The 24,925-nt window shown below is 61.6% G+C and carries 24 protein-coding genes; 14 read left to right on the top strand and 10 right to left on the bottom strand.

The features are described from left to right. Positions 1-13 precede the first annotated feature (13 nt). On the bottom strand, positions 14-904 hold the full coding sequence (locus tag GH665_RS25390) for a LysR family transcriptional regulator (protein ID WP_153140035.1): 891 nt from the start codon (positions 902-904) through the stop codon (positions 14-16). 115 nt (positions 905-1,019) lie between these two features. Here GH665_RS25390 and GH665_RS25385 point away from each other — a divergent pair, with 115 nt between their 5' ends. Next, on the top strand, positions 1,020-1,898 hold the full coding sequence (locus tag GH665_RS25385) for an NmrA/HSCARG family protein (RefSeq protein ID WP_153140033.1): 879 nt from the start codon (positions 1,020-1,022) through the stop codon (positions 1,896-1,898). 169 nt (positions 1,899-2,067) lie between these two features. On the opposite strand, the gene GH665_RS25380 is transcribed toward GH665_RS25385, so the two are convergent. Further along, positions 2,068-2,493, bottom strand: a complete 426-nt coding sequence (locus GH665_RS25380; protein ID WP_246216366.1) for a hypothetical protein — start codon at positions 2,491-2,493, stop codon at positions 2,068-2,070. Positions 2,494-2,800: 307 nt separating this feature from the next. On the opposite strand from GH665_RS25380, the gene GH665_RS25375 reads away from it, so the two are divergent. The 6 genes from GH665_RS25375 (at position 2,801) to GH665_RS25350 (ending at position 8,916) form a co-directional block, all read left to right on the top strand. Beyond that, entirely contained in the window at positions 2,801-3,706 is a 906-nt protein-coding gene (locus tag GH665_RS25375) for a LysR family transcriptional regulator (RefSeq protein WP_153140029.1), read from the top strand. Between the two features lie 112 nt (positions 3,707-3,818). Beyond that, positions 3,819-5,009 carry a CaiB/BaiF CoA transferase family protein gene (locus GH665_RS25370; protein ID WP_153140026.1) on the top strand — a complete coding sequence of 397 codons (1,191 nt, stop codon included), beginning with the start codon at positions 3,819-3,821 and terminating at the stop codon, positions 5,007-5,009. Positions 5,010-5,022: 13 nt separating this feature from the next. After that, positions 5,023-5,988 (top strand): hydroxymethylglutaryl-CoA lyase, encoded by a 966-nt coding sequence (locus tag GH665_RS25365; protein ID WP_153140024.1) that lies wholly within the window; start codon positions 5,023-5,025, stop codon positions 5,986-5,988. A gap of 1 nt (position 5,989) precedes the next feature. Then, entirely contained in the window at positions 5,990-6,376 is a 387-nt protein-coding gene (locus GH665_RS25360) for a VOC family protein (RefSeq protein WP_144194791.1), read from the top strand. A gap of 102 nt (positions 6,377-6,478) precedes the next feature. After that, positions 6,479-7,426, top strand: coding sequence for a D-2-hydroxyacid dehydrogenase (locus GH665_RS25355; protein ID WP_153140022.1), 948 nt, complete (start codon positions 6,479-6,481; stop codon positions 7,424-7,426). A gap of 32 nt (positions 7,427-7,458) precedes the next feature. After that, complete coding sequence (locus GH665_RS25350) at positions 7,459-8,916, top strand: MFS transporter (protein ID WP_153140020.1); 1,458 nt, start codon at positions 7,459-7,461, stop codon at positions 8,914-8,916. Between the two features lie 129 nt (positions 8,917-9,045). Here the strand turns inward: GH665_RS25350 and GH665_RS25345 are convergent, their stop codons facing one another. Continuing rightward, the gene (locus tag GH665_RS25345; RefSeq protein WP_153140018.1) at positions 9,046-10,848 is read right to left on the bottom strand and encodes an NAD(P)/FAD-dependent oxidoreductase; all 1,803 of its coding nucleotides are present in this window, start codon (positions 10,846-10,848) and stop codon (positions 9,046-9,048) included. 81 nt (positions 10,849-10,929) lie between these two features. Further along, complete coding sequence (locus tag GH665_RS25340) at positions 10,930-12,072, bottom strand: helix-turn-helix domain-containing protein (protein WP_153140016.1); 1,143 nt, start codon at positions 12,070-12,072, stop codon at positions 10,930-10,932. Between the two features lie 250 nt (positions 12,073-12,322). On the opposite strand from GH665_RS25340, the gene GH665_RS25335 reads away from it, so the two are divergent. Then, a complete protein-coding gene (locus GH665_RS25335; protein ID WP_028194987.1) occupies positions 12,323-12,637 on the top strand; it encodes a hypothetical protein in 315 nt (104 codons plus the stop codon). A gap of 34 nt (positions 12,638-12,671) precedes the next feature. On the opposite strand, the gene GH665_RS25330 is transcribed toward GH665_RS25335, so the two are convergent. Continuing rightward, a complete protein-coding gene (locus GH665_RS25330; protein ID WP_153140014.1) occupies positions 12,672-13,286 on the bottom strand; it encodes a TetR/AcrR family transcriptional regulator in 615 nt (204 codons plus the stop codon). A gap of 83 nt (positions 13,287-13,369) precedes the next feature. On the opposite strand from GH665_RS25330, the gene GH665_RS25325 reads away from it, so the two are divergent. Continuing rightward, positions 13,370-14,503, top strand: coding sequence for an MBL fold metallo-hydrolase (locus tag GH665_RS25325; protein WP_153140012.1), 1,134 nt, complete (start codon positions 13,370-13,372; stop codon positions 14,501-14,503). Positions 14,504-14,537: 34 nt separating this feature from the next. On the opposite strand, the gene GH665_RS25320 is transcribed toward GH665_RS25325, so the two are convergent. Beyond that, the gene (locus GH665_RS25320) at positions 14,538-15,491 is read right to left on the bottom strand and encodes a quinone oxidoreductase family protein (RefSeq protein ID WP_153140010.1); all 954 of its coding nucleotides are present in this window, start codon (positions 15,489-15,491) and stop codon (positions 14,538-14,540) included. A 38-nt stretch (positions 15,492-15,529) separates the two neighbouring features. Then, the gene (locus tag GH665_RS25315; protein ID WP_153140009.1) at positions 15,530-15,805 is read right to left on the bottom strand and encodes a hypothetical protein; all 276 of its coding nucleotides are present in this window, start codon (positions 15,803-15,805) and stop codon (positions 15,530-15,532) included. 107 nt (positions 15,806-15,912) lie between these two features. On the opposite strand from GH665_RS25315, the gene GH665_RS25310 reads away from it, so the two are divergent. From GH665_RS25310 to GH665_RS25295, 4 genes are read left to right on the top strand one after another with little or no spacing between them, the layout of a single operon-like run. Further along, the gene (locus GH665_RS25310; protein WP_153140007.1) at positions 15,913-16,713 is read left to right on the top strand and encodes an AraC family transcriptional regulator; all 801 of its coding nucleotides are present in this window, start codon (positions 15,913-15,915) and stop codon (positions 16,711-16,713) included. A gap of 58 nt (positions 16,714-16,771) precedes the next feature. After that, positions 16,772-17,356 carry an RNA polymerase sigma factor gene (locus GH665_RS25305; protein ID WP_153140006.1) on the top strand — a complete coding sequence of 195 codons (585 nt, stop codon included), beginning with the start codon at positions 16,772-16,774 and terminating at the stop codon, positions 17,354-17,356. Between the two features lie 13 nt (positions 17,357-17,369). Further along, positions 17,370-17,684 (top strand): hypothetical protein, encoded by a 315-nt coding sequence (locus tag GH665_RS25300; RefSeq protein WP_153140004.1) that lies wholly within the window; start codon positions 17,370-17,372, stop codon positions 17,682-17,684. Beyond that, the gene (locus tag GH665_RS25295; RefSeq protein WP_153140002.1) at positions 17,681-17,983 is read left to right on the top strand and encodes a 4Fe-4S dicluster domain-containing protein; all 303 of its coding nucleotides are present in this window, start codon (positions 17,681-17,683) and stop codon (positions 17,981-17,983) included. Before GH665_RS25300 ends, GH665_RS25295 begins: the two co-directional genes overlap by 4 nt. A gap of 112 nt (positions 17,984-18,095) precedes the next feature. Here the strand turns inward: GH665_RS25295 and bfr are convergent, their stop codons facing one another. From bfr to GH665_RS25280, 3 genes are all read right to left on the bottom strand, one after another. Then, positions 18,096-18,572, bottom strand: coding sequence for a bacterioferritin (gene bfr, locus GH665_RS25290; RefSeq protein WP_153140000.1), 477 nt, complete (start codon positions 18,570-18,572; stop codon positions 18,096-18,098). A gap of 213 nt (positions 18,573-18,785) precedes the next feature. Further along, positions 18,786-21,584: a bifunctional diguanylate cyclase/phosphodiesterase gene (locus tag GH665_RS25285; protein WP_153139998.1), complete on the bottom strand. Its 2,799-nt coding sequence runs from the start codon at positions 21,582-21,584 to the stop codon at positions 18,786-18,788. Beyond that, positions 21,581-22,375: a substrate-binding periplasmic protein gene (locus GH665_RS25280; RefSeq protein WP_174771757.1), complete on the bottom strand. Its 795-nt coding sequence runs from the start codon at positions 22,373-22,375 to the stop codon at positions 21,581-21,583. Before GH665_RS25280 ends, GH665_RS25285 begins: the two co-directional genes overlap by 4 nt. A 536-nt stretch (positions 22,376-22,911) precedes the next feature. Here GH665_RS25280 and GH665_RS25275 point away from each other — a divergent pair. Then, positions 22,912-24,810, top strand: a complete 1,899-nt coding sequence (locus GH665_RS25275) for a potassium transporter Kup (protein WP_153139994.1) — start codon at positions 22,912-22,914, stop codon at positions 24,808-24,810. The last annotated feature ends 115 nt before the right edge of the window (positions 24,811-24,925 follow it).

Raw genomic sequence — 24,925 nt, 5'->3', positions numbered from 1 at the left:
ACGGAGCAGTCAGTCAGACCATGCCTGTGTCCGGTTTCAGCATGTCCATGAACGCGCGGACCTTGGCGCTCAGCAAGCGGCGCGAACTATAAAGCGCCCAGACCTCCACGGACGCACCCGTTGCCGTGCCCCAGCAAACGAGCCGGCCCGCGCGCACATCCTGCTCGACCAGCAAGCGCGGCAGGAGTGCTGCGCCCACGCCTTGCAGCACCGCCTCGCGCACCATCAATAGCGACGACATCCGCAGCACCGGCATCGGCTGGATGACCCTCACATCGCCGGCTTCCGTGCGCATGTTCCAGAGCGCGCCGGGCGGCGCCGCGGCGAACATGACGGCCGGCACCTGAAGCGCATCGGCTTCGCTTGTGGACATCGCCGACGCCGACGGTATCGACATACCCGGCGCCGCGACCACGAGACGCTCGTCACTGAGAATGCGCCGCCCGACGAGTTGCGCGTCGGGCCGTGGATCGATACGGATCACCAGGTCGTAGCCGTCCTCCACCGGATCCGCAACCCGGTCTTCCGCGATGATCTCGAGCTCGACCTGCGGATAGGCCAGTGCAAAACGCGCCGCGATCTGGCACAGCAGGACGTGCGCGAACACAACCGGTGCGCTGATGCGCAAGCGCCCGCGCGGCACCGGCGCGCGCGACGCGACTGCTTCGCCCGCCTCCTGAATTTCCGCCATGAGCCCTCGCGTGCGCTCGTGGAGCGCAAGACCTTCCTCCGTCAGACGCAACCGGCGTGCGCCCCGCTCGATCAGCCGCACACCGAGGTCGTCTTCCAGCTCGGCCACGCGCCGTGACAGCGTGGCCTTGGGACGGTCGAGCGCGCGACTGGCCGGCCCGAAGCCACCGTGCAAGGCAACCGCATTGAAATCCGCCAGCGAGGTCAAATCCATGATCGTTCCGTTTATGAGACGAGGTGTCTGAATTTTGTCACTTTCGGTCAACCAATGGAACGAATATTGTTCGTCTCACGGACTAACCCAGTCCATTCAACCCCAGGAGAAAATCATGGCAATCCTCGTAACTGGCAGCACAGGCGTAATCGGCAAGCAGGTTCTCGACCATCTGAACGGCAGCGGCGCCGACGTGCGCGCCCTGACCCGCTCGCCGGAAAAAGCCCAATTTCCCGCCGGCGTCATCGCGGTCAAAGGCGACCTGTCCGACATCGACGCAATACGGCGCGCAATGAACGGCGTCAGCACCTTGTTCCTGCTCGCCCCCAACGCCGCCGACGAACTGACACAGGCGCTGCAGACGCTCAGCGTCGCGCGGGAAGCCGGCGTGAAGGGCATTGTTTATCTGTCGGTTTTCAAGGGTGCGGAGTATGTCGATGTGCCTCACTTCACCGGCAAGCACACAGTGGAACGCATGATCGAGCACACCGATCTGCCGGCGACGGTGCTGCGCCCCGCGTATTTCATCCAGAACGATGCCCGGCAGAAAGACCCGCTGCTGACACACGGCGTCTACGGCATGCCGATTGGCAGCAAAGGTATTTCGATGGTCGATGTCCGCGATATCGGCGACGCCGCCGCACGCGAACTCCTGCGCCGCGAGCGCGCCGCCGATCGGCTGCCACGTGAGACGTACGAACTCGTCGGGCCCGATGCGCTGACGTCGGACACCATCGCCGCGATCTGGGCCGAGGCATTGGGACGCCCGGTCCGCTACGGCGGCGACGATCTCGACATCCTCGAACAGCGTCTCAAGGCGGTCGCACCAGGTTGGCTCGCCTACGACATGCGTCTGATGATGCGCCGCTATCAACTGGACGGCGCGGTCGCTTCGAAAGCCGAGATCGAACGCCTCGCCGCGCTGCTCGGGCGGCAGCCAAGATCGTATCGGGACTTCGCGATGGCCTCGGCCGCCGCATGGACGAAGGGTTGATCGATCAGGATGGGTCAAACGCGCTGTCTAAAGACAGGCACGCGGACCACGGGCGGGGCTGAGAAGTCCCGCCCGTGGTTCATACGCCAGCGTTCAAGATCCAACGGCGGCCTTGATTGCCCTGGCGCTATTGTGGAAATGGACGAACTGAGTAGGGTAAGGATCAGTCTCAATGCCCACCGCAAAAAACCGCAGTCAGAAAAAACGGTATGACCTCGCGAATGCCTGCATTGCTGCCAGCCTGCCGTACGCTCGCCTCAACCGATGTGGCAGACCCTCTCACCACCACGCCATACGTTGAAGACTTGAGCGGCTGGCCGCTGCCCTGTTTGAAAATCGGATCGTTCTGCGCATATCCGAAAACGGCCGAGACGTGAAAGCCAAATGCCGTCAGGTTGCTGCCGCGCGCGGGACGAAACGCGTTGACCGAGTTCGCTTCAATGCGTATTGGCTTCGGATCGATCGACTGTTCGTCCAGAAGCGGAGCAATGAAATCATGCGGATTCGACTGACAGTTCAGCTGCGTGTCGAGCGCATAGGCATTGCACGCGGCGGAAGATAATCCCACGCCCAGCGACACAAGGGCGACTAGCATGCGAAGAGTGGATGGTTTCATCGTCGTAGCGCGATCGTTCTGCTGGATTGCCTCGAGAAGCCCGAGCACATAAGGTAGCAGATCGTTGAGATTTCAGAATCGTACCGCTCGTGCCGCCAGTCTGTGCGGTGACGCTCAGACCGGCCGAAACCCGCGCACGACAAGCGCCAGGCCGTATTCCGTGCCGCATAACTCACGCGCCTGCCCAATTCCGTCGCCCTGCTATGCTTCACATGAAGTCGGTCCAGCACGCGAGGATCCGACGCGCGGGACTGTCGCTGTGCCGCTCGCTAAACGAACCACACCCATGACCCGCTCCTCACATTACGACCTCCAATCCCTGCGCGTTTTCATCGTCGTCGCGGAACTCGGCAGCTTGACGAAGGCGGCCGAGCGTACCTGCCTGACGCTGTCGGCAGTCAGCAAACGCATGACCGATCTGGAACATAGCATCGATTGCACACTGATGCTGCGGCAACCGCGCGGCATCGAGCTGACCGCCGCCGGCAAGGGTTTGCTCGCGCATGCGAGACAAGTCGTCGAGCGCGTGAACCGCATGGCCAACGAAATGAGCGACTACGCCGCCGGCGTGCGCGGACACGTGCGGGTCTGGGCCAACACGTCATCGGTCATCCAGTTCCTGCCGCACGACGTGCAGGCTTTTCTCTCCGGCAACCCCGGCGTGAAGATCTCACTCGAGGAACGATTGAGCGACGAAATCGTCGCGGCAATCCGCAACGGCGACGCCGATATCGGCATCTTTGCGGACAATGTGCTGTCGCCGGGTATCGACAAGGCCATATATCGCGAGGACAAACTCGTGCTGCTGGTGCCGGCCGGCCATCCGCTCGCCGCCCTCGAAGAAGTCGCCTTCGCCGATACACTCGACTTCGAGTACGTCGGCCTGAACGAAGGCAGCTCGCTGCTCGCGCGGCTGCTCGATGCCGCATTCAGCGCGGACCGGGTGCTCAAGCTGCGCATCCAGGTGCACAGCTTCGACGGCATCTGCCGGATGATCGAGCACGGGCTCGGCATCGGCGTACTCCCCGAGGGCGCCGTGCGCCCGGAAATTCTCGCAGCGGGCCTGCGCGCCGTGAAACTGACCGACGCGTGGGCTCATCGTGCATTGTGGATCGGCACGCTGTCGCGCGAAACGCTGTCGCCTGAAGCGCTGCGCCTGTACGACTTCATGTCCGGCCATACCGAAGCTTAAGCTCGCCGACCCTTTCCATTCTGGAAAGGGTCGTTGAGAATCCATTGATTTTCAGCGCGGGCGGGTTGTCGCAAAGTAAGCGTCAAGAGACGACGTTTGCAAGGAGACAACCATGACGAAGCCGCTGGATGGCGTTCGCGTGCTCGAAATGGGCCAGCTTATTGCCGGCCCCTTCGCTGGAAAAATGCTCGCCGAGTTCGGCGCGCATGTCATCAAGATCGAACCACCCGGCGCGGGCGATCCGCTGCGCAAATGGCGCCTGCTGCATGAGGGCACATCCGTCTGGTGGGCGGCGCAATCGCGCAACAAGGAATCCGTCACGCTCGATCTTCGCTCGCCCGAAGGTCAGGACGTGGTTCGTCAACTGGTCGCGCAAAGCGACGTGCTGATCGAGAACTTTCGTCCCGGCACGCTCGAAAAATGGGGGCTCGGCTGGGACGAACTGCATGCGTTAAATCCTGGTCTCGTGATGCTGCGCGTGTCCGGCTATGGGCAGACCGGTCCCTACCGCGACCGTCCGGGCTTCGGCGTCATCGGCGAAGCGATGGGCGGCTTGCGGCATCTGAGCGGCGAAACCGGCCGCACACCGGTGCGCGTGGGCATCTCCATCGGCGATTCCCTCTCCGCCTTGCACGGCGTGATCGGCATCCTGCTCGCGCTGCGCCATCGCGATCAGAACGGCGGTGCGGGCCAGATGATCGACGTCGCGCTCTACGAGTCGGTTTTCAACATGATGGAAAGCCTGCTGCCCGAATACTCGACATTCGGCGCCGTGCGTCAAGCGGCGGGCAGCAGCCTGCCTGGAATCGCGCCGTCGAATGCATATCGCTGCAGCGACGGCAAATATGCACTGATCGCCGGCAATGGCGACAGTATCTTCCGGCGCCTGATGGAACTGATCGGCCGCCAGGACCTCGCGGACGATCCCACCCTCGCCCAAAACGATGGCCGCGTAAACAACGTTGAGCGGCTGGATGCAGCGATTGCCGACTGGACTCGCCACCACACACTCGACGAGGTGCTCACCGCGCTCAATGACGCGCGCATTCCCGCCGGCAAGATCTACGACGTCGCCGACATCGCGAACGACCCGCACTACCACGCACGCGAAATGATTCTCGACGGCCAGCTTCCCGACGGCACGCCGGTGCAACTGCCCGGCATCGTCCCGAAGCTGAGCGCGACACCGGGCACGGTGAGCACCTGCGCGCCCACCCTCGGCCAGCACACCGACAAGGTGCTGGAAAACCTCGGCATCGGCACGTCGACTCGCGACGCCTGGCGCGCCCGCGGCATCATCTGAACAGGAGCACGGTATGAGCAGCAAACGTCTGTATATCCAGGAGGTCGCAACTCGCGACGGTTTCCAGAACGAGGCCCGGTTCGTCGACACCGACGCCAAGATCGAACTGATCAATCGTCTGAGCGCGTGCGGTTACGCCAGGATCGAGGTGACCTCGTTCACCTCGCCAAAAGCGATTCCGGCCTTGCGCGATGCCGAAGCCGTCATGCAGCAAATCAAGCGGCATCAAGGCGTTATCTACACCGTGCTCGTTCCGAATCTGCGCGGCGCCGAGCGCGCGCTGTCGTGCGGTGTCGATGAAGTCAATCTCGTGATGTCGGTCAGCGAGAGCCACAACCGCGCGAACCTGCGCATGAGCCGCGAGCAATCGTTCGCACAGTTGCGCGACGTAATCGGCGTGGTCAAGCAAACGAAGGTGGCGATCAACGTATCGCTCTCCACCGCAATGGGCTGCCCGATGGAAGGCGACATCGAACCGGCTGACGTGCTGGACTGGATGCAGCGCTTCGCCGATCTCGGCGTGCATGGCGTGACCTTGTGCGACACCACCGGCATGGCCTATCCATCGCAGGTCGGGGCGCTGTGCGCCGCCGCACGCGAGCGTTTCGCCGCCCTTGAACTCACGCTGCACTTTCATAACACGCGCGGCATGGCGCTCGCCAACACGCTCGCCGCCCTGGAGGCTGGTATCGACCGTTTCGACGCGTCGCTCGGCGGACTCGGCGGGTGTCCCTACGCGCCGGGTGCAACGGGCAATGTCTGCACGGAGGAACTCGTGCACATGCTCGAACTCGACGGCTACGACACCGGCGTCGATCTCGATGCCGTGCTGTCCGCCTCGGCGCTGCTTCCCGGACTGATCGGCCACGACGTGCCGAGCCAGTTGCTCAAGGCCGGACGCCGCCTCGATCTGCACCCGGCGCCTTGCATCGCGACCGACGGCCTGCCGGAACAACGCGCATTTTCTTCAGGAACCTGACATGGCACTCATCGACCACCTCGATCACCTCGTACTGACTTGCGTCGACTTCGCTGCAACGAAGCGGTTCTACACCGAGGTCATGCAGATGCAACTCGAGACGTTTGGCGAAGGACGTATTGCGTTTCGCTTCGGCAATCAGAAGATCAACGTCCACGTGCGCGGCGCCGAATTCGAGCCGAAGGCGCATGTTCCCGTGCCGGGCGCGCTCGACCTGTGTTTCATCGCCACCGTGCCGCTCGACGATGTCATTGCGCATCTCGCCCGCTGCCAATGGCCGATTATCGAAGGCCCGGTTGCGCGCACCGGCGCCACACAGAAGATTCGATCGGTGTACGTGCGCGATCCCGATCTGAATCTGATCGAGATTTCCGAACTCGCGGGCTGATGTCATGACACCCCGCTCCCTACGAACCGGTGATTTTCACGTGCCGGTCAACAACCTGAATCGCGTGCCGTTGCAGCTCACCCTGTGCCAGGCGGTGATTCGATGAACATCGTCCTGCTCGACAGCGCTACGTTGCCCGTGCCGCTCACCGCGCCGGCCTGGGCGGGCGGATGGTCCGCCCGCCTCGCCACGCGCGCCGCCGACGTGGTTCATGCGCTCGAAGATGCCGCCATTGCGATCACGAACAAAGTGCCGATCCGCGCGGCCGATCTGAAACGTCTGCCGAAACTTCGCTTTATCTGCATTGCCGCAACGGGCTTCGATTGCATCGATATCGACGCCTGCCGCGAGTCCGGCGTGATCGTGTCCAACGTGCCGGGCTATTCGGCACAGAGCGTGTCCGAGTGGGCGCTCACGTCGATCTTCGCCTTGCGGCGCAATCTGTTCGCCTATCGCGAGACCGCTCGCATCGGTTGGGCCAGTTCGCCGAATTTCTGCGTGCACGACGCGCCGATTCTCGACATCGCCGGGTCGACGCTCGGCATTATCGGGCGCGGCGCGATCGGCAGTTCGCTTGCCCGGCTGGCCCGCGCGGTCGGCATGGATGTGATGTTTGCGGAGCACCGCGGACGGTTGACGGTTCGCGACGGCTTCACGTCATTTGACGAGGTGGTGCGAACCGCCGACGTTCTCTCGCTCCACTGTCCACTGACCGAAGCGACGCGCAAGCTGATCGACGCGCCCACACTTCGCGCGATGAAACGCGGCGCGTTGCTCGTGAATAGCGCGCGCGGCGGTCTGGTCGATTCGGCAGCGCTGCTCGATGCGCTTACCACCGGCCACCTCGGCGGCGCCGCGCTCGACGTACTCCCGCAGGAACCACCCGATCCGCATGAGCCCCTGCTGGCGTGCGCGCATCCCAACCTCATCGTCACGCCGCACGTCAGTTGGGCGGCGACGCATGCCGCGAACCGGCTCAATGCCGGCATCGAAGCGAACCTCGCTGCGTTCCATGCGGGCGCACCGATCAACGTGGTGAACGGCGCATAAGCCGCGCCGGAAATAAAGCAACGGAGACAAGCATGAACAGCAGCAATCTGGGTGTGGGCGCAAAAGCAGGCGCCCATTCGCGCATCTCTTCATCCGAGCCGGTTTCAACCGACGAATCACACCGCCAGGATGTTCAGGCCGCCACGTTGGGCGGCTGGATGGACAACATGCCTGCGGGCTCACTGCATCGATTTGTAGTGTGGGTGATCGGCATAGGCCTGTTCTTCGATATGTTCGAGATTTTCCTTGTCAGCTCGATCGGTGCGGCGCTGCAGGGCGAGTACGGTATCGACAGACACAGCATGGACTTCAAGCTGCTGCTGGCCTCGGCGTTTGTCGGCATGTTCTTCGGTGCATTTTTTCTGGGCAGCATGGCCGACCGGATTGGCCGGCGGAAGGCTTTCCTGTTCAATCTGATCTGGTACAGCGGCTTTTCACTGATCGGCGCATTCTCGGTCAATGCCGAGATGCTGGTGATCTGCCGCTTCCTCACCGGCATCGGCGTAGGCGCACTCTATCCCGTCGCCGACAGTTTCCTGTCCGAGATTCTGCCCAAGGAACGCCGCGGACGAATGGCCGCCTGGGCCTACACCGCGTCGTATGTTGCCGTGCCACTGGTCGGATTCCTCGCGCTTTGGCTCAACCCTCTGCACTTCGGTGCCGTGGCGGGTTGGCGCGCTATTCTGGTGATCGGCAGCCTGGGCGCAGTACTGGTTTTGCTCGTACAACATAAGATGCCCGAAAGCCCGCGCTGGCTATTGGCGCAGGGTCGCGTCGACGAAGCTCACGCGATGCTTCGGCGCTTTGCCGACAGTGCCGGGGTGACGGTGCCGGTCATCTCACCTGAGGCGACCGTCAAGCGCAATGCAATGACTTTAGGTGAGCGCGTTGCCCTGCTACGCCGCCCTCCGTACAACAAACGCTACCTGATGCTGGCCATCTTCCATCTGCTGCAGGGATTTGGCTACTATGGCTTTGGCACTCTGGCCGCCACAGTAGTGAAAAGCCGCGGTTTTGACATCACCGACGGCACGTTGTTTATCGCGCTGTCGTTTCTCGGCTACCCGGTCGGCTCTTTGCTTTCTATCCCGCTCCTCAACTGGATAGAACGCCGGACGCTGGTGATCGGCGCCATCTTGTCCATTGCGGTTTTTGGCCTGGGTTTTGCCTATTCGAACAACTCGGGGTTGATCGTTCTATTTGGCGTGTTGACAACCTGCGCATCGAATGTATTCAGCAATGCGTACCATGTCTATCAGGCAGAGATCTTTCCGGCCAGCGTGCGCTCGACTGCAATCGGCAGCACCTATTCGTTGTCCCGCATTGTTAGTGCGATGCTGCCTTTCATCTTGCTTCCCGTATTGAGCCAGCAAGGAGCAGGCGCTATGTTCGGCATTATTGCGGCGGCCCTGCTGATCGTGGCTATCACCGTGCGAATCGTCGGCCCCCGCACGACACGGCGCAGCCAGGACGAGATCAACCCGGGTTAAGCCGCGCGTCGTACATCGCTTGATTACAGAAGGCGGCGCGCCGATCCATCGAGGCGCGCCGCCCCACACCTGATGTCTGTCAAACCAGGGTCAACAACGCATGCATCGACCCTACGTCTGCATCAGGAGTCAGGAGAGATGATGCACTTCCTGCAGGCCATATACCGGCGTCGCAATCCCCTCCATGCGCGCCTTCAACTGCAGCGATAAGTATTGCGAGTAGTGGCGTGATTGATGCAGGTTACCGCCGTGGAACCACAGGGCAGCCTGCTGCGTCGGTTTCCACATGTTGCGTTGTTCGCCCTCCCACGGTCCAGGGTCTTTCGTCGTATTCGAGCCCAGCCCCCACACCTTGCCCACTTTATCCGCCACTTCACGCGAGATAAGATCGGCGGCCCAGCCGTTCATCGACCCATAGCCGGTTGCATAGACGACGAGATCCGCTTCCAGTTCGGTGCCGTCGCTGAGCACAACGGAGTGCTCCTTCAGTTCGACCACATCCACACCGCTCTTCAGTTTTATCTTGCCGTCCGCCACAAGGTCGGCGGCGCCCACGTCGATGTAATAACCCGACCCGCGCCGAAGATACTTCATGAAAAGCCCCGAATCGTCGTCCCCGAAATCGAGCATGAAGCCGCGCTTCTCCAGGCGGTCGTAGAACGCCGCGTCGCGCTGCCTGATTGCATCGAAGACCGGTTTCTGGAACGTATGCAGGATCTTGTACGGGATTGACGCAAAGGTCAGATCGGCTTTCGAAGTCGTCATACCCGACGCCACCGCGCGCTCGGAATAAAGATCGCCGAGCGCAAGCTCCATCAACGAATCCGACTTGACGATATGCGTGGACGAACGCTGAACCATCGTGACGTCAACGCCCGCCTCCCACAGCGCCGCGCAGATATCGTGCGACGAATTGTTCGCGCCGATCACCACCACTTTCTTGCCCTTGTAAGCGTCCGGCCCCGGATGTTTCGACGAGTGATGCTGCTCGCCCTTGAACACATCCATGCCTTTGAATGAGGGGATATTCGGCTTACCTGACATGCCCGTCGCCAGCACAAGCTGCTTGGGCCGCAGCGTCAGCGTCTCGCCGCCATGCTCGACCTCGACCACCCATTCGGCCGCCGCTTCGTCATAGCGTGCCGACTTGCAGGTGGTCGATCCCCAGTAGTTCAATTCCATGACCTTGGTGTACATCTCAAGCCAGTCGCCGATCTTGTCCTTGGGCGTAAAGACCGGCCAGTTATCCGGGAACGGCAAATACGGCATATGGTCGTACCAGACCGGATCATGCAGACACAGCGACTTGTAGCGGTTGCGCCACTGATCGCCAGGACGTGGGTTCTTATCGACGATGATCGTCGGCACCCCCAACTGGCGCAAACGCGCACCCAGCCCGATCCCACCCTGTCCTCCCCCCACGATCAGACAGTAGGGTTGCTCCTCACGACCCAGCTCCCGCGCCTCCGCTTCGCGGCGCTCCTTCCAGCTGACCCGATCCGTGCGTGCGCCGTGTTCCGCGCCCATCGGACGACGCTGGCCTTTGGGCTCTTCGTGGCCTTTCAGTTCGGCCATGGTGGTCAGCAAGGTCCAGATCAGGCCGTCTTTCACACGGATAAAAGCACTGCCGCGGGCGGCCTGCGTCTCGAACGTGATCCACGCCTGGGCTACGCCGTCGGCTTCGGTCGGCGTCTCATTGTCGGCAATCCTCAGCCGGGTGGGTTTAATGGCGTCGAGTTGGGCGTCGAGCATGGCGCCGATCTGCTCCCGGCCCTCCATGGTTTTGATATTCCATGTAAAAGCAACCAGATCGCGCCAGTAGCACTCCGGTTGAAACAACGCGACGGCCGCAGCGGTATCGCCGCGTTTGAGCGCCGATTCCAGGGACTCCAGAACATGTGTAATAGTCTGGCTTGCATTATTTTCAGGCATGGCTGCTCCTCCATTCGATACGGATTAGTGAAACATCGAGGTAATGCGCGGGTTCTTTGCCCGCTGGATAACCGTGGACCGCTAGCGCCGGTGCGGCGGGACAATGCCGAACTTCGCGATCCGTCTGTAAAGCGTCGCCCGCGAGATGCCGAGAGTCTGAGCGGTCTCGTCGGGGTGCCATTTCGCATCCGTCAGGGCGGCGACGATGCGATCGCGCTCAAGGGCGTCGATCTCGAAGAGGGCGGGTTGTGCCTCGCGGGCGGGATTCCGGTGCTTCGGCGCCGCTTGCCGTTGCGCCCGGATGACCGGTGGGCGAACCCGCGCATGAAGAGGCGCGCCGCTGCCCACCAGTTTCATCGAAACCATGTCGCGGCCGGGCCTGACATCCAGAAGACGTTCGGCGCGGACATCGAATAGCTCGGAGACAGGCCGCGGCAACTGGTCGAGGCCCGGCACACATTCCTTGGCCCGGCGGTTTGCCGCGACCGCATTTCCATGCACGTCGAAAGCGATCAGAATTTCCGGCTGGGCTTCCACGTAGTGACGATTCCGGTGGGCCAGCAACACCCAGTAATGGGTGGTCGCGTTGAGAAAGAAACTATCCTCGATCAGCACCGCGCTATGACGCACGATATGGTTGATCAGGCGCTGGCTTTCGCGTTCGTCAGGCGAGCGAATCGCCGAAGCATCTAGCACGCCGATCAGTTCGCCTTCCAGCCCGAAGATGGGCGAGGCACTGCATGTCAACGTGGTAAACGCGGCGCGAAAATGATCTGTCTTATGCACCGTGATCGGTTGGGAATCCAGCAATACGGCCGCAACGCCGCAGGTTCCCTCTTCCTGCTCGGACCAGCAGGAGCCCCAATAAAGCCCCGCCCGTTTGAAGTCGTGGCGCCGGTCCCGGTCGACGCGATAATCTATCGTCACGCCCTGCGCGTCGGTGAGCATCACACAGTAGTCCGCTTCGCGTACCGTCTCATGCAAACGCGAAAGGCATTCTCCCGAGGCCCGCAAAACCGATTCTTCACGATGTTGCACGTCGCGTAGTTCCGGCGCGGTCAGAATGCGCGGACCTTTTGTCAGACCGGGATCGAGATGATATTGCTCGAGCGAGCGCCAGTACGACGAAGCCAGCCGCGCGGAATCGGCACCGCGATCGGGCGTCCGGCCTTCGATCAACCTGCGGATCCGGTCGATGTGTCTAACTTGCGGAACATAAGGCATGAATGTCTCCGGTCTGCTCGGCGCACATCGCCAGGTGCGCGCTCAGGATGACTTTTAGCATGCGTGTTCCGGAAGATCACACCGCAGTGCAGCATCAAGCCGGATGAGACTTTTGTCTCATTCCTTTGTCTCATTCTTTTGTCTCAGTTCTTTTATGGCGGGGACGGAACGCGGTTCGATTTCCGCGGTACTGAAGATAGGGCGCGTGAAGCCCCTGCTAGAATGCTTGCCCTTTTCTCTGGAGACGCACATGTCCTGGTTCATCTATGAAGTGCCCGAATACAATGAAGACGGGGCGCGCATCGAACCCTTCAGCGACCTGCGTAGCCGCGTCCAGAAAGTCAGCGGGCAGGCCATGGTCGACGAGCTGGAAAGCGTCCGCGAGAACGCCGCGAAGACAGCGGATACGCCGGCGCACCCGCTACGCGCCGCGGATAATCCTCACGTATTTCCGATCCCGTACGCCGACTCCATGATCCTGGTCGGGTTCATCTTCGAACTGAAACGGGAGTCCCGATGCCTGGTGGTGTCGCCCGTGGAAATGCCCTGGTTGAAAGACGCGTAACGCGTCTCGTCGCCAACGCGTAACGCGTAACGCGTCACGCGTAGCGCGCGAGAAACATGTCGGCGGCCGATTCCGCGACGTGTTTCTGTTCATCCACGCCGAGAGGCGGCTGCCCCATCGTCACCTGCGGCCAGAAAGCGAATGCTTTTACGAGAGCCTGCAGCTGCTGCGAAGCGTATACCGGGTCCGACGTCTTCAGGCGGCCATCGGCTGCGGCTGCGCGAATCCACACCGTCAAGTCCTCCTCCCGCTCACCCATGCGGGTCACCATCTCCCGCGCGCGCTCCGGCGAATGAATGCCCGCCGCGATCGCGACGCGCGCGAGGGCCAGGAACGCCTCGTTATTCAATAGGCCCAGCTTTTTGAACAGAAGCTGGAGCAACTGCGCACGCAATGGATGCGCGGCGGAATAAGCCGGCGCTTCGCCTGTGTCACTCGATTCCCACAACTGCCGCAGGATCGCTGCGAACAGCACTTCCTTACTGGGGAAATGGTTGTAGACCGTCCGCTTCGAGACGCTCGCGCGGGCCGCGATACGGTCCATGCTGGTCGCGTCGAAACCGGCCGCGAGAAATTCTTCGATGGCCGCCTCGATGATGGCAGCGCGCTTGCGGTCGGTCAGGCGTAGAGGGGGATGACTGGTGTTCATCGCTAAATTTTACACCGGGTAGTTTACTTTTCTCAAAAATAAACTACACTCAACAGTCTACTTTCTGTATCGAGGCGGTTTGCATGGCATCGTTCACCAGTTCTATTCGCCGCGCCTTGGGCCTGACGGCGGCGCGACGCGGGCGCGAATTGTTCGACATGTCGGCTCAGCACGACGGCGAGCGCTTTCGAAACGTCAAGCCGCGTCCCGTAGAAGGTGTCGGCAAGACCCTGAGCATCGCGTGGAATCTGTTGTTCCGCAAACCGGACGGCACGGTGCCGGCGGGCACGCTGCCCGTCGACACGCTGTCGCGCGAACAACTCGACGCCGCGCCGGACCGCAGCCTCTATCGCCTCGGGCATTCGACCATGCTGCTCAAGCTGCGTGGTCAGTTCTGGCTGACCGATCCCGTCTTCGCCGAGCGTGCATCGCCGTTCCGGCGGTTCGGCCCGAAGCGCTTCCATGCCCCGCCCATTGCACTCGAAGACTTGCCGCCGTTGCGCGGCGTGATTCTGTCGCACGATCACTACGACCACCTGGATCGCGAAACGGTGCTGGCGCTCGCCGCGAAGACTGGCGTGTTCCTGACGCCGCTGGGTGTCGGCGACCGCCTGATCGAATGGGGTATCGAGGCGTCGAAGGTGCGTCAATTCGATTGGTGGCAGGGCGTTGAAATCGACGGCCTGTCGTTTACTGCAACACCGGCGCAGCACTTCTCCGGTCGCAGTCTGTTCGACGGCAACAGCACCTTGTGGGCCTCGTGGGTGATCGTCGACGACGCGCTACGCGTGTTCTTCAGCGGCGACACCGGTTACTTCGACGGCTTCAGGACCATCGGCGAGCGGCTCGGCCCATTTGACGTGACGCTGCTCGAAACCGGCGCCTACGATGCTCAATGGCCGTACGTCCATATGCAGCCCGACGAGACCGTACAGGCTCACGTCGATCTGCGCGGACGCTGGCTGGTGCCGGTTCACAACGGCACGTTCGATCTGGCGATGCATCGCTGGCAGGAACCGTACGAGCGTGTGGTTGGGCTCGCTGCCGCACGGGGCATTGCGCTCGCGACGCCTCGCATGGGCGAGCGGCTCGATCTGGGCACGCCGCACCGTGGCGGCAAGTGGTGGCGCGAGGTGGCAGAGGTAGCGGAGGTGGTGCAGGCCCCCGCGACGTCGCGGCGCTGGTTCTGTCGCGATAGCCGGCAAGCGAATTCGTAAGGCACCCGGTCAGCAGCGCCGTCGATCGTTCCGGCTAGGGGATGAAAACGGTGCGCCGGGCGCTACTGGGCGCTCCCCAGTGCGCACCGAGATCCGCGAGAGGGACAGCCTCCGTCGCGATTTGCAGACCCGCGCGCACGGTGGCATCGAGCACCTGCTGCATGGTGTGCAGAACGCGCGGTAAAGGGAGGCTGCCGATACCGCTGCCCAACAGCGAAATCGGCGCCGCGCGCAGCACGGCGGCCGGCAACAGAAGATCGGCGCCGCTGATCGCGCCGATCTGGACGAAGCGCAGCGCTTCATCTTCAGCCAAAGTCCGCGCCGCGGCAATCAGCAAGGACAGCGCACTGGCGCCCCACACGTAATCCAGCACCACGTCGACCCCTTCCCGGAATTGCGCTTCGAACGCATGACTCAGCGCGTCGGCGTCCTGCTCTAACGAAATGACGCTATCCGCGCCAGCTTGCCCAAGCGACGCTAGCACGGCCGCGTTACGACCCGTCGCGATGATTTTTTCGGCGCCAAGATGCTTCGCGATCTGGACGGCAAGCCGCCCGGAGGTACCCGTTGCGCCGTTGATCAGCACCGTCTCACCCGCCACGAACCTGGCCCGCTCGACGAGCGCCGCCCACGACGACATGCCCGGAATGGCAATGGCGGCCGCCGTAACGTCGTCGATCGTATCGGGTAGCAGCACGCAGTTCGCTTCGGGCACGAGGCACTGCTGCGCCATCGCGCCGAACGGCGCCTGCGGTCCGAAGAAATACACGCGTTGGCCATCGTCGCGACGCCCGATGCCGTCGACTCCCGCCACGAACGGAAACGCCCCCTTCGACGAATAGTGCGAGCCCGACGCCCTCGCGCGCGTGACGTGACTCAACGCCGACGCCGTAACGTCGACGATACGATGACCCGGACGCGGATCGGGACGATTGAAATCGGCGTAAACAGGGTGTTCGCCCGCCGTTTTGACGACTGCAGCTTTCATGGTGGCTCCTTGAATTCGAGGTGAAACCGGCGTGCCGCTCAGCGGATGTCGCGCTGTATGCCGACCGATGAGTCGATCCAGTCACGCAGCCGCACGTCGCGAATCTCGAGTACATCGAACAGCCCGACGGCACGCAGGGCGGGCAGTGCCGCGACGATGTCCGTGGCGGCCACAGCACGCGCCGCGTCAGTGCTGGCCGGATCGGTCCAGACGCGCGCATTGGCCAGAAAAGCGGCAACCGTGCCTTTGCGGACTGTCACACCATCGATATCGGCCTGATCGACGTGGTCGGGGAGAACGTGTTCGGCTCGCATCGCGCGGCACTCCGGTGTTGTGTAAGTGGAAGCTAGTTTAGTGATGCAGACCCGGCCCGTCTCCGGTATAAAGGTCGTTCGATACCGGATTCCCGCCACCTCTTGCGATGACCACCCCCTTAATTCGACCGGATCTCGTGAGCTCGCCCGACGGTCCGTTCCTCGCCGCGGCCGAACTGACACAAAGTGAATCGCGCGCAACGCCCTCACACAGTCATGCGCGCGGACAGCTCATGGGCGCGCTGAGCGGGCTCGCATCGATCGGGTTCGACAAGCAGCAATGGGTCGTGCCCGCCACCCATGCGATCTGGATTCCCCCGCATTGCGTCCACTCGGTACGCTCCTATGGCCCCTTCGCGGGGTGGAGTGTTTTCATTACCGAGGAGCGCTGCGAATCGCTGCCGCGGCAGGCGCGCGCAATCAAGACGACGCCCTTGCTGCGCGAGGCGGTGCGGCGCGCCGCGAGCTGGCCAGGCATCGAGCTCGACGCGACGCAGACGCGCATTGCGGAGGTCATCGTCGATGAGCTCGCTGCGTCAAAGGAAGAATCGCTAGGCCTGCCGAGCCCCACCGATCCACGGCTCGTGCGCATCACGGACGCGCTCGGCGGCAACCTGGCGGATAACCGCCGCCTCGAAGAATGGGCAATATGGGCCGGTCTCGCGCCGCGAACGCTGAGCCGCCGGTTTGTGACCGAAACAGGCATGACGTTCGCGCAATGGCGTCAACAGGCCCGCCTGCTTCGCGCACTCGAACTGGTGGCGGATGGGATTCCCGTCACGACGATTGCGCTCGAGCTCGGCTACGACAATGTCAGCGCCTTTATCGACATGTTTCGTCGGGCATTGGGCACCACGCCCGGACGCTACCTGGCCGTGGCAGCACCGGAGAATCGCCGTAGCGGCTGATTCGAAACAGCCTGCACGTCACGGACAATATTTCCAGGCGTGAATCGTCTACAGACGTATGGAACCGCCGCGCACCCCAAAACCGATGATCGAACGCGACAACGACATCACCGCAACCGTGTTGCGTGAGCGGTCGAAACTCGGCAATTTTATCCGGCGCCGCGTGCACGATCAGGGCGAGGCCGAAGACATCCTGCAGGACGTCTTTCACGAGTTCGTGCAAGCCTACCGGCTCCCCGCACCGATCGAACAGGTAAGCGCGTGGCTGTTCCGCGTGGCGCGAAATCGCATCATCGACCGCTTTCGCAAGCGCCGCGAGCAACCGCTCGCCGACATGGCCGACGATCAGGACGACGCAGACAACCCGGACTATCGGCTGGATCTCGCCCTGCCGGCCACCGACGCCGGTCCCGAAGCCGTCTATGCAAGATCGGTGCTGCTGGAAACCCTGCAAGACGCACTCGACGAATTGCCGGCAAATCAGCGCGACGTCTTCGTCGCCCACGAACTCGAAGGACGCAGCTTCAAGGAGCTGGCATCCGAAACCGGTGTCGGCGTGAACACGCTATTGGCCCGCAAGCGCTACGCGGTACTGCATCTGCGCGTTCGCCTGCAAGCCGTCTATGACGAACTGGATATCTAAAAGGAGCAGCTAGATGAGATTCAAACTGAGATGCTTCGGCAAGGCACTGTTGGTTCTGGTGGGCGTTGCCGTGCTGGGATGGATGGTGATGGCGCTATGGAATTGGGTGATGCCCGCGCTATTCGTCGGTGCCCGTCCGATCGACTTTCTGCACGCGCTGGGCCTGCTGGTCCTGAGCCGGATTCTCTTTGGCGGATTCCGCGGGCATGGCGGCTGGCATGGACGCCGGCACTGGCGGCGCTGGGAACGGATGACACCGCAGGAGCGTGAAAACTTTCAGAAGAACCTGGCGTCCTTTGACGGCAAGCGTCACGAGGACGAAGCATGAGCCGCGCATCTACATCCGCTTGCAAGCAGCCCGCAGGCGTGATCGCTCCCGTGGTCAATCTGAAGCGGTGCGAAGGCAAGGGCGATTGCGCCATCGTCTGCCCCGAAGACGTATTCGAAATCCGCCGGATCGATACGGCGGACTATCAGCAGTTGGGCGCGCTGAACCGATTCAAGCTGCGCGTACACGGCATGAAAGTCGCGTACACGCCCAACGCCGATGCATGCCGGGCGTGTGGCCTGTGCGTAAGCGCATGCCCCGAACATGCCATTACGTTAGCCAGGATCGGGGCGCCATGAGGTCGTGTGTTGCCACGCATCACTCAGGCAAACGCAGGCAAACACAGATAAGCGCAGGCAGCTACAGGCAGTTGCAAGCAGGCGCAGAGCCGGGACCGCGGGCACCGCGGTCTCAGCTAACTGAATCCATTCCCGATTGCTGATAATTCTGAATCCCGACCTTATCGATCAAGGCCAGATTCGTTTCGAGCCAGTCGATATGATCTTCCGTATCGTCGAGAATATGGGTGATGATGTCGCGCGAGACGAAGTCGCGAACCGTCTCGCAGTATGCGATCGCTTCCTTACAAGTTGTCTGCGACGCCTGCTCGAGTTTGAGATCGCACTCAAGAATTTCTTTCGTATCCTCACCAATCAGCAACTTATGCAGGTCCTGCAGATTGGGCAAGCCGTCCAGCATGAAGATGCGTTCGATCAACAGGTCCGCATGCTTCATCTCGCCGATTGATTCGTCATACTCGTGCTTCTCAAGGCTTTTCAGGCCCCAGTGCCCGTACATTCTGGCATGCAGGAAATACTGGTTGATCGCGCTCAGTTCGTTCTTCAGCTGAGCGTTCAGATATTCGAGAACCTTGGGGTCTCCTTGCATATCGCCTCCTTGAATGGTGACGCCGCGCGATAAAAGCGCGAGGGGTGCTCAGGCATCCTGTTCCGTCTGATGCGACTTACAGCTCAACCGTCGACGCGCGAATGGCCGTTGCTACCAGTCCAGCATAGTGGATTGCCCGTGCAACGTTAAAAATGAGAACCGGAATCGTTAGCAGTAGATGCTTGCGCAGATGTGCGACCACGAAGGTGCCGATCAGGTTGCCGTGCCGGTGCCCACGTTTCTCCCGGCATTCCTCGCCGGCTGGCCCTCCGCCCGAATCCCGGAACTGAACAGGCTCACAAACTGTTCGAAACCCTGGATCGGCAGCGGCTTGCAAAAAAGAAACCCTTGATAGGCATGGCAGCCTGCTACCGCAAGGAAATCTCTTTGCGCTTCGGTTTCAACCCCCTCGGCAATGACACCCAGGTTAAAGCTTCGCGCAAGCGCGACGATGGTTCTCGCGATGTCGGCGTCGTTGGGGTCGACCAGAATGTCGCGCACGAACGAGCGGTCGATCTTTAACTGGTCCAACGGCAATCGCTTCAGATAGGCCAGCGAAGAGTAGCCCGTCCCGAAGTCGTCGAGCGAGAACGTCACACCGCGGGCACGCAGGGCGCTCATCTTTTCGATAACGTCCTGTACGTTCTCAACGAGAACACTCTCGGTCAGCTCGAGCTTCAACCGGTCCGCCCTCGCTCCAGTCCGGTTGATGACCTCGAGCACACCGTCCACGAAATCTGGCTCGCGAAATTGCCGGGCACTGACGTTCACTGCCATGGACAGATGCGCCATCGATGGGCTCGCCGCCCACAGTGCCAGTTGAGCGCATGCGGACGCCAGCACCTTGCGCCCCATCTCGAGAATCAGCCCGGACTCCTCGGCGAGCGGAATAAACTCGCCTGGCGCTATCAGGCCGCGTTCAGGGTGCTCCCAACGCACCAGCGCTTCCGCACCGGTAATGTAATTGCCGTCGACGACCTGCGCCTGATAGTGGAGAATAATCCGGTTCTCTTCGATCGCGTTGCGCAGCCCCACCTCCATTTCGGCCCGCTTCAACACCGCCGTCTGCATCGCCGGATCGAAGAAACAGATGCCATTGCGGCCGCGCTCCTTCGATTGATACATGGCGAGATCGGCCTGTTTGAAAAGCTCGTCGATGGACGTCTGCTCCCCCTTGAATACTGTGACGCCTATGCTGGCGGTGCTCCGGAACTGGATGCCGTTGAGCTCATAGGCACACCCCAGCACGGAGAGAATTCTTTCCCCCACCGCCTCGGTTTGCCTGGTGGCCACCGCCTCATCCAGACTCAGCTTGCCCAGCACCACAACGAACTCGTCACCCCCCACCCGCGCGACCGTGTCGGCCTCATTGACGCTATTCGACAGGCGATACGCGACCTGCCGCAGGAGCAGATCGCCTTTGTCGTGCCCAAGCGTGTCGTTCAGCGTTTTGAAGTGATCGAGATCGATGAACATCAGGGCGCCACAGACCTTGTTCTCCCGGCTCGCCACCATGGATTGCCTGAGCCGGTCCAGAAGCAGTGCACGATTGGGCAAGCGGGTCAGCGTGTCGTAGAAGGCCAGCTCCCGGATTTTCTCCTCCGACTTCTTACGCTCGGTAATGTCGCGGCCGCTGGTACGAAAACCGATGAAGTCGCCCCGCTGATTGCTAATCGGCACCCAGGAAACCGACAGCCACAGCAGCGACCCATCCTTGCGCACGCAACGAAACTCGAGATCCTCGCCGCGAGAACCCTGAAGCCCCTTTTTAAACTCCGGGGCAACCCGCGAAACGTCCTCTGGATGGATCAGCGTGCGGGCGAAATCGGGCATCGCCATGCATTCGGCGACCGTATAGCCCGTGTAGTACTCAACCGAAGGATTGATCCAGCGAGGTTTGCCATCCGGTCCCCACCAGATTTCCAGGTTCACCGTGCAGTCGGCAATGGCGCGAAACTTCTCTTCGTTCTCGCGCAACTCCCGTGTCATCGCCGAGGCGAGCCGCATGGCGCGCTCGCGCCCCGTCATCATGAGCCAGCTCAGAAGCGCCAGCAGAAAACTCAAGCCCGTGCCGGCGCCTGCAATCAACGCCTCCGCATTGCGTCCCAATCTGGATCGGAACTCGTCGGAGGCGCTCATCGAGAGCATCCAGTCATGCCCGTCCACAACCAGATATTCATTTGCGGAGATGATCGCGGGCGCACGCCGGTTGTTTAGCTCCGAAGTGCGATGCAGCAGCGCGGCCTCCAATGGCTCGACCCCATCGTAAATGGCCAGCGAGACACCGGGTGGCTGTTCGCCGTACAGACTGGCCATCACGTCGTGCATCTGGAACGACGCGTAGACCCAACCAATGATGTTCGCCCGGCGTTGCGCGAGATCGTCCTGCGCCTTGCCGGCCGCGTAGATCGGCAGGTACATGATGAAACCCGGCCGACGGTCAGGACTCACGCCGACCTCGAGGTTCACCTTGCCCGACAGGGCCGCCATGCCGGAATCACGGGCCTTCTCCAGCGCGGCGCGCCGCATCGGTTCGTCCCAGGTGTCAAAACCGGGCGAGCTGCGGGCAACGCCGACAAAAGGCTCGCGCTGAATGATCGGCGCATAAGCCGTGCGCTGCCCGCCAGGATGAATCGTGTAGTCTGGAATGCCGCCCTGACGCATGCCCGCTATGTGGGCCGCTTTACTCGCCGCGGGCACCCATTCGATTACACCGACGCCGTGGACGCCGGAAAAATTCGCGTCAAGATTGAGCGCGTTCACATAGCGCCGGAACCGCTCGCGGTCGATCGTGCCGTTCGCGGCAAACAGGCTCTGCACGCCGCGCAGCATCAGTTCATAGGTCGCCATGCGCTGCTCGACGCGGCCCACCGCATCACTCACGGTGTATTCGAACTGGCTGCGCAGCTCTTTGCGACTCGCCTGTCGTTCGTGATTCCAGACGATCCAGGTCAGGCAGAGCGACGCTGATAAAACCAGTAACGGCAGCAGGACAGCGCGTATCCGGATCACGGTGACGCCTTGAAGTTGACCATGGAATCGGCCAGATCCGGCTTGAAGTACTTTTCGAAGATTCGCCGCACCGTGCCGTCGGCGCGCATTTCGTCTACCAGCGCCTGCCACTTTTCCCGTTCGGCGGCGGAGAGCGCTTTCTTCGACATGATCAGACCGTGCGGCACCGAAGGATCGTTGAACTCGACAATCGTTGTCACATTGCGGATTTTTTTCGCGTCCAGTGCGGGGTAATCGAAGGGCTCGATAATCATGCCCTGGATCTGCCGAAGAATAAGCGCCTGGTAGAGCGGTTCGAGCCCTCCTGCCAGGCTGACCCGGTTTTCCGCCGTCAGTCTGTCGACCAGTTCGTTGGCCGATGCGCTGTAGCGAAAACTGCGGATCACGCCGAGCTGGGCGTGCCGGTTATGTTCGAAATCCGCGACGTTGTGGATACCGGCGTCCTTGCGCACGAGTAGATAGTATTTATCACTGAAGTACCATGCAAACGACGCATATTGATTGCGTTCGTCGTTCGCAATGCCAGAAAGGCTGAAATCGAGCGCACCCGACTCGATCAGTTTCCAGATACGTGCCCGCGACATCAGACTGACCTTGATCTGGCAACCGCTGCGCCGGATCAGCTCGTCCGCAAAGTCTTTGTCGATACCGCTGTCGGTGTCGAGCGAATAGAGCAGGCCGTGGTCGTGCAATCCAAGCGTGAACGGCCGGGAGCAATCCGGGCCGCCCGCAAAAGCATTGCTTACGAAACACACTGCCAACAGAACCCCGCCAAGCCAGTTTCGAATCACAACGCCTCCGTAGCGGAATGACGCCTGGTTATATTCTCGCCGGGTCATAATCCGGCGGCATGCTCAGGCAGGTTTATTTTGCTCATACCCTACTTTTATCACAGAATTCGGGATGCTTTTCTGACCCAATGCGCTGCCGATGGGCGGTGACAACTTCAACCATCCGGGCGAAATCGGACCCGGCGTGCATGGCGCCCATTCGCCACACGTGCCTGCCGCTCAATGACGAAGCATCAGCGGCCATCGAAGGCGGTTCTGAAAGGTGGAGCCGGTAGCATGCGAAGGACTCCCCCGAACCCTCCTTTCAATCACGTATCGCTTACATTTCATTTCCCATGGCTACCTACATCCTACTCGGCGGCGGCTTGGCCGTGGCTTTGCTGATTGCTGCATGGGGAATCTGGCGCTTGAGATAGAGGAAGACCGCTTGCCTGCTGCTTGCGTCACGCGCAGCAGGCGCTGTCATCACTACGCCGCGCGCCTACGGAAATATCCGTAGACCGCGCGCCCGCGGCAACACTCAACCTAGATCCCCTATGTCCTCCACTGCTCTCAGCGCGGCCTCTTCTGCAAAAAAAGCTGCGCCCGGTCTTGTGCTCGGCGCCATCGGGGTTGTGTTCGGCGACATCGGAACCAGCCCGCTCTATACGCTGCGCGAATGCCTGAAGGCGGCAGGCGGCATCACGCAAACCAATGTGTTCGGCATTGTCTCGCTGATTCTGTGGTCGATCATCATTGTCGTCACGCTGAAGTACGTCAGCTTCGTGATGCGTGCGGACAACGAAGGCGAAGGCGGCATCCTGGCGCTCACCGCGCTTGCATCCAGAGTGGCACCCGCACGATTGCGCGGCGTTCTGCTAACGCTCGGCGTGTTCGGTGCAGCCATGTTCTACGGCGATTCAATGATCACACCGGCCATTTCGGTGATATCCGCCGTGGAAGGCGTGACACTCGTGGACCCGCATCTGACCGAGTGGATTGTCCCGATCTCGCTCGTCATCCTCACGGGCCTCTTCAAACTTCAGAAGCGCGGCACGGGCGCGGTCGGCCAGGTTTTCGGGCCAGTGATGATCGTGTGGTTCGTGACGCTGGCGGTGCTGGGCATCTCCCATATCGTTACGCATACCGCGATCATGCAAGCCGTCTCGCCGCTCTACGCGGTCGCATTCGTCGCACATGCACCGGCCACCGCGTTCGTTGTCCTGGGTTCGGTCTTTCTGGCGCTGACCGGCGGTGAGGCGCTCTATGCCGACATGGGTCATTTCGGCAAAAAGCCGATCCGTCTCGCATGGCTGATTCTCGTGCTGCCGAGTCTGGTGCTGAACTACTTCGGTCAGGCGGCACTGGTTCTGGAAAAACCCTCCGCGATTGCTCAACCGTTTTTTCAGTCCGCGCCTGGCTGGGCGCTCGTGCCGCTGGTCGTGCTCGCCACGGCGGCCACCATCATCGCGTCTCAGGCCGTTATCTCAGGCGCCTTCTCGATGACCAAGCAGGCCGTGCAACTCGGCTTTCTGCCGCGCATCCCGGTGGTGCACACGTCGACGCACGAGATCGGCCAGGTGTATGTCCCGTTTATCAACGTCACGCTGTACGCAGCCGTGGTTTTTCTGGTGGTGTTTTTCAAATCCTCTGACAATCTGGCGGCGGCTTACGGTATCGCCGTGGCGTCGACCATGCTGCTGACCACCTTGCTGATGTACTTCATCACCCACTCCCTGTGGCACTGGAAGCCGCTGGCCACCGCGGCTGTTATCGGCCCCCTTGCGCTTGTCGACGCGGTGTTCGTATCGAGCAACGTCGGCAAGGTGCTGGATGGCGGCTGGTTTCCGCTGCTCGCCGGAGGTGCGCTGTTCACCGTGATGACCACCTGGCACAAGGGACGTGAAATGGTGGTCGACAAGATGAAAACCGACAACATGCCGCTGGTGGCCCTGATTCATTCGTTGTGCGGCGGCGAGCACTCACCGCCGCGCGTGAACGGCACGGCCGTTTTTCCGGGCGGGGTCGTGGACATGGCGCCCTCGGCATTTCTGCATAACCTGAAGCACAACGGCGTCATGCATCAGGTCAACATCTTTCTTGCGGGTACGACGGACAACGTACCGCATGTTCCCGACGAGCGGAAAGCCACGGTGGTCGACCTCGGACACGGATGCTACGCCGTCACGGTTCACTACGGCTTTATGGAGATTCCGAACGTTCCGTTCATTCTCGAACTGGCGCAGAAACAGATGCCGAACTGGAACTACGAACCTGCTGATACGTCGTTCTTTCTCGCGCGCGACACGGTGATGGCCACCGGCGAAAGCAAATCGATGCCGCTCTGGCGCGAGAAGCTGTTCGCGTTTCTTGCCAGAAACGCAGCGCAGGCGGCTGAGTACTACAGCCTGCCCGCTAACCGCGTGGTGGAAATGGGCGGTCAGATCAATATCTGAGCGACGGCGTCTCCGGCCGTCCATCCAGGCGCGCGAATTTCCCGCCAGAACGATGTGCGAAAAGACCTGGCTCTGGCGCAGCGCAAGCTACCCGGAGGCCAGCGTTGAACAGGCG

This window comes from Paraburkholderia agricolaris (assembly GCF_009455635.1).
GTDB classification, from domain to species: Bacteria; Pseudomonadota; Gammaproteobacteria; order Burkholderiales; family Burkholderiaceae; genus Paraburkholderia; species Paraburkholderia agricolaris.
Note: the sequence above shows the minus strand (reverse complement) of the source record. Positions and strands in the feature narration are given on the sequence as shown.

Bases quoted from the DNA above. Each gene is read 5' to 3' on its own strand.
- GH665_RS25310 (WP_153140007.1), top strand. From the start codon at position 15,913: ATGACCACCCCCTTAATTCGACCGGATCTCGTGAGCTCGCCCGACGGT.
- GH665_RS25325 (WP_153140012.1), top strand. From the start codon at position 13,370: ATGGCATCGTTCACCAGTTCTATTCGCCGCGCCTTGGGCCTGACGGCG.
- bfr (WP_153140000.1), bottom strand. From the start codon at position 18,572: ATGCAAGGAGACCCCAAGGTTCTCGAATATCTGAACGCTCAGCTGAAG.
- GH665_RS25355 (WP_153140022.1), top strand. From the start codon at position 6,479: ATGAACATCGTCCTGCTCGACAGCGCTACGTTGCCCGTGCCGCTCACC.
- GH665_RS25360 (WP_144194791.1), top strand. From the start codon at position 5,990: ATGGCACTCATCGACCACCTCGATCACCTCGTACTGACTTGCGTCGAC.
- GH665_RS25300 (WP_153140004.1), top strand. From the start codon at position 17,370: ATGAGATTCAAACTGAGATGCTTCGGCAAGGCACTGTTGGTTCTGGTG.
- GH665_RS25370 (WP_153140026.1), top strand. From the start codon at position 3,819: ATGACGAAGCCGCTGGATGGCGTTCGCGTGCTCGAAATGGGCCAGCTT.
- GH665_RS25375 (WP_153140029.1), top strand. From the start codon at position 2,801: ATGACCCGCTCCTCACATTACGACCTCCAATCCCTGCGCGTTTTCATC.
- GH665_RS25275 (WP_153139994.1), top strand. From the start codon at position 22,912: ATGTCCTCCACTGCTCTCAGCGCGGCCTCTTCTGCAAAAAAAGCTGCG.
- GH665_RS25305 (WP_153140006.1), top strand. From the start codon at position 16,772: ATGGAACCGCCGCGCACCCCAAAACCGATGATCGAACGCGACAACGAC.
- GH665_RS25320 (WP_153140010.1), bottom strand. From the start codon at position 15,491: ATGAAAGCTGCAGTCGTCAAAACGGCGGGCGAACACCCTGTTTACGCC.
- GH665_RS25295 (WP_153140002.1), top strand. From the start codon at position 17,681: ATGAGCCGCGCATCTACATCCGCTTGCAAGCAGCCCGCAGGCGTGATC.
- GH665_RS25335 (WP_028194987.1), top strand. From the start codon at position 12,323: ATGTCCTGGTTCATCTATGAAGTGCCCGAATACAATGAAGACGGGGCG.
- GH665_RS25380 (WP_246216366.1), bottom strand. From the start codon at position 2,493: ATGCTAGTCGCCCTTGTGTCGCTGGGCGTGGGATTATCTTCCGCCGCG.
- GH665_RS25315 (WP_153140009.1), bottom strand. From the start codon at position 15,805: ATGCGAGCCGAACACGTTCTCCCCGACCACGTCGATCAGGCCGATATC.
- GH665_RS25390 (WP_153140035.1), bottom strand. From the start codon at position 904: ATGGATTTGACCTCGCTGGCGGATTTCAATGCGGTTGCCTTGCACGGT.
- GH665_RS25330 (WP_153140014.1), bottom strand. From the start codon at position 13,286: ATGAACACCAGTCATCCCCCTCTACGCCTGACCGACCGCAAGCGCGCT.
- GH665_RS25350 (WP_153140020.1), top strand. From the start codon at position 7,459: ATGAACAGCAGCAATCTGGGTGTGGGCGCAAAAGCAGGCGCCCATTCG.
- GH665_RS25345 (WP_153140018.1), bottom strand. From the start codon at position 10,848: ATGCCTGAAAATAATGCAAGCCAGACTATTACACATGTTCTGGAGTCC.
- GH665_RS25385 (WP_153140033.1), top strand. From the start codon at position 1,020: ATGGCAATCCTCGTAACTGGCAGCACAGGCGTAATCGGCAAGCAGGTT.
- GH665_RS25365 (WP_153140024.1), top strand. From the start codon at position 5,023: ATGAGCAGCAAACGTCTGTATATCCAGGAGGTCGCAACTCGCGACGGT.
- GH665_RS25340 (WP_153140016.1), bottom strand. From the start codon at position 12,072: ATGCCTTATGTTCCGCAAGTTAGACACATCGACCGGATCCGCAGGTTG.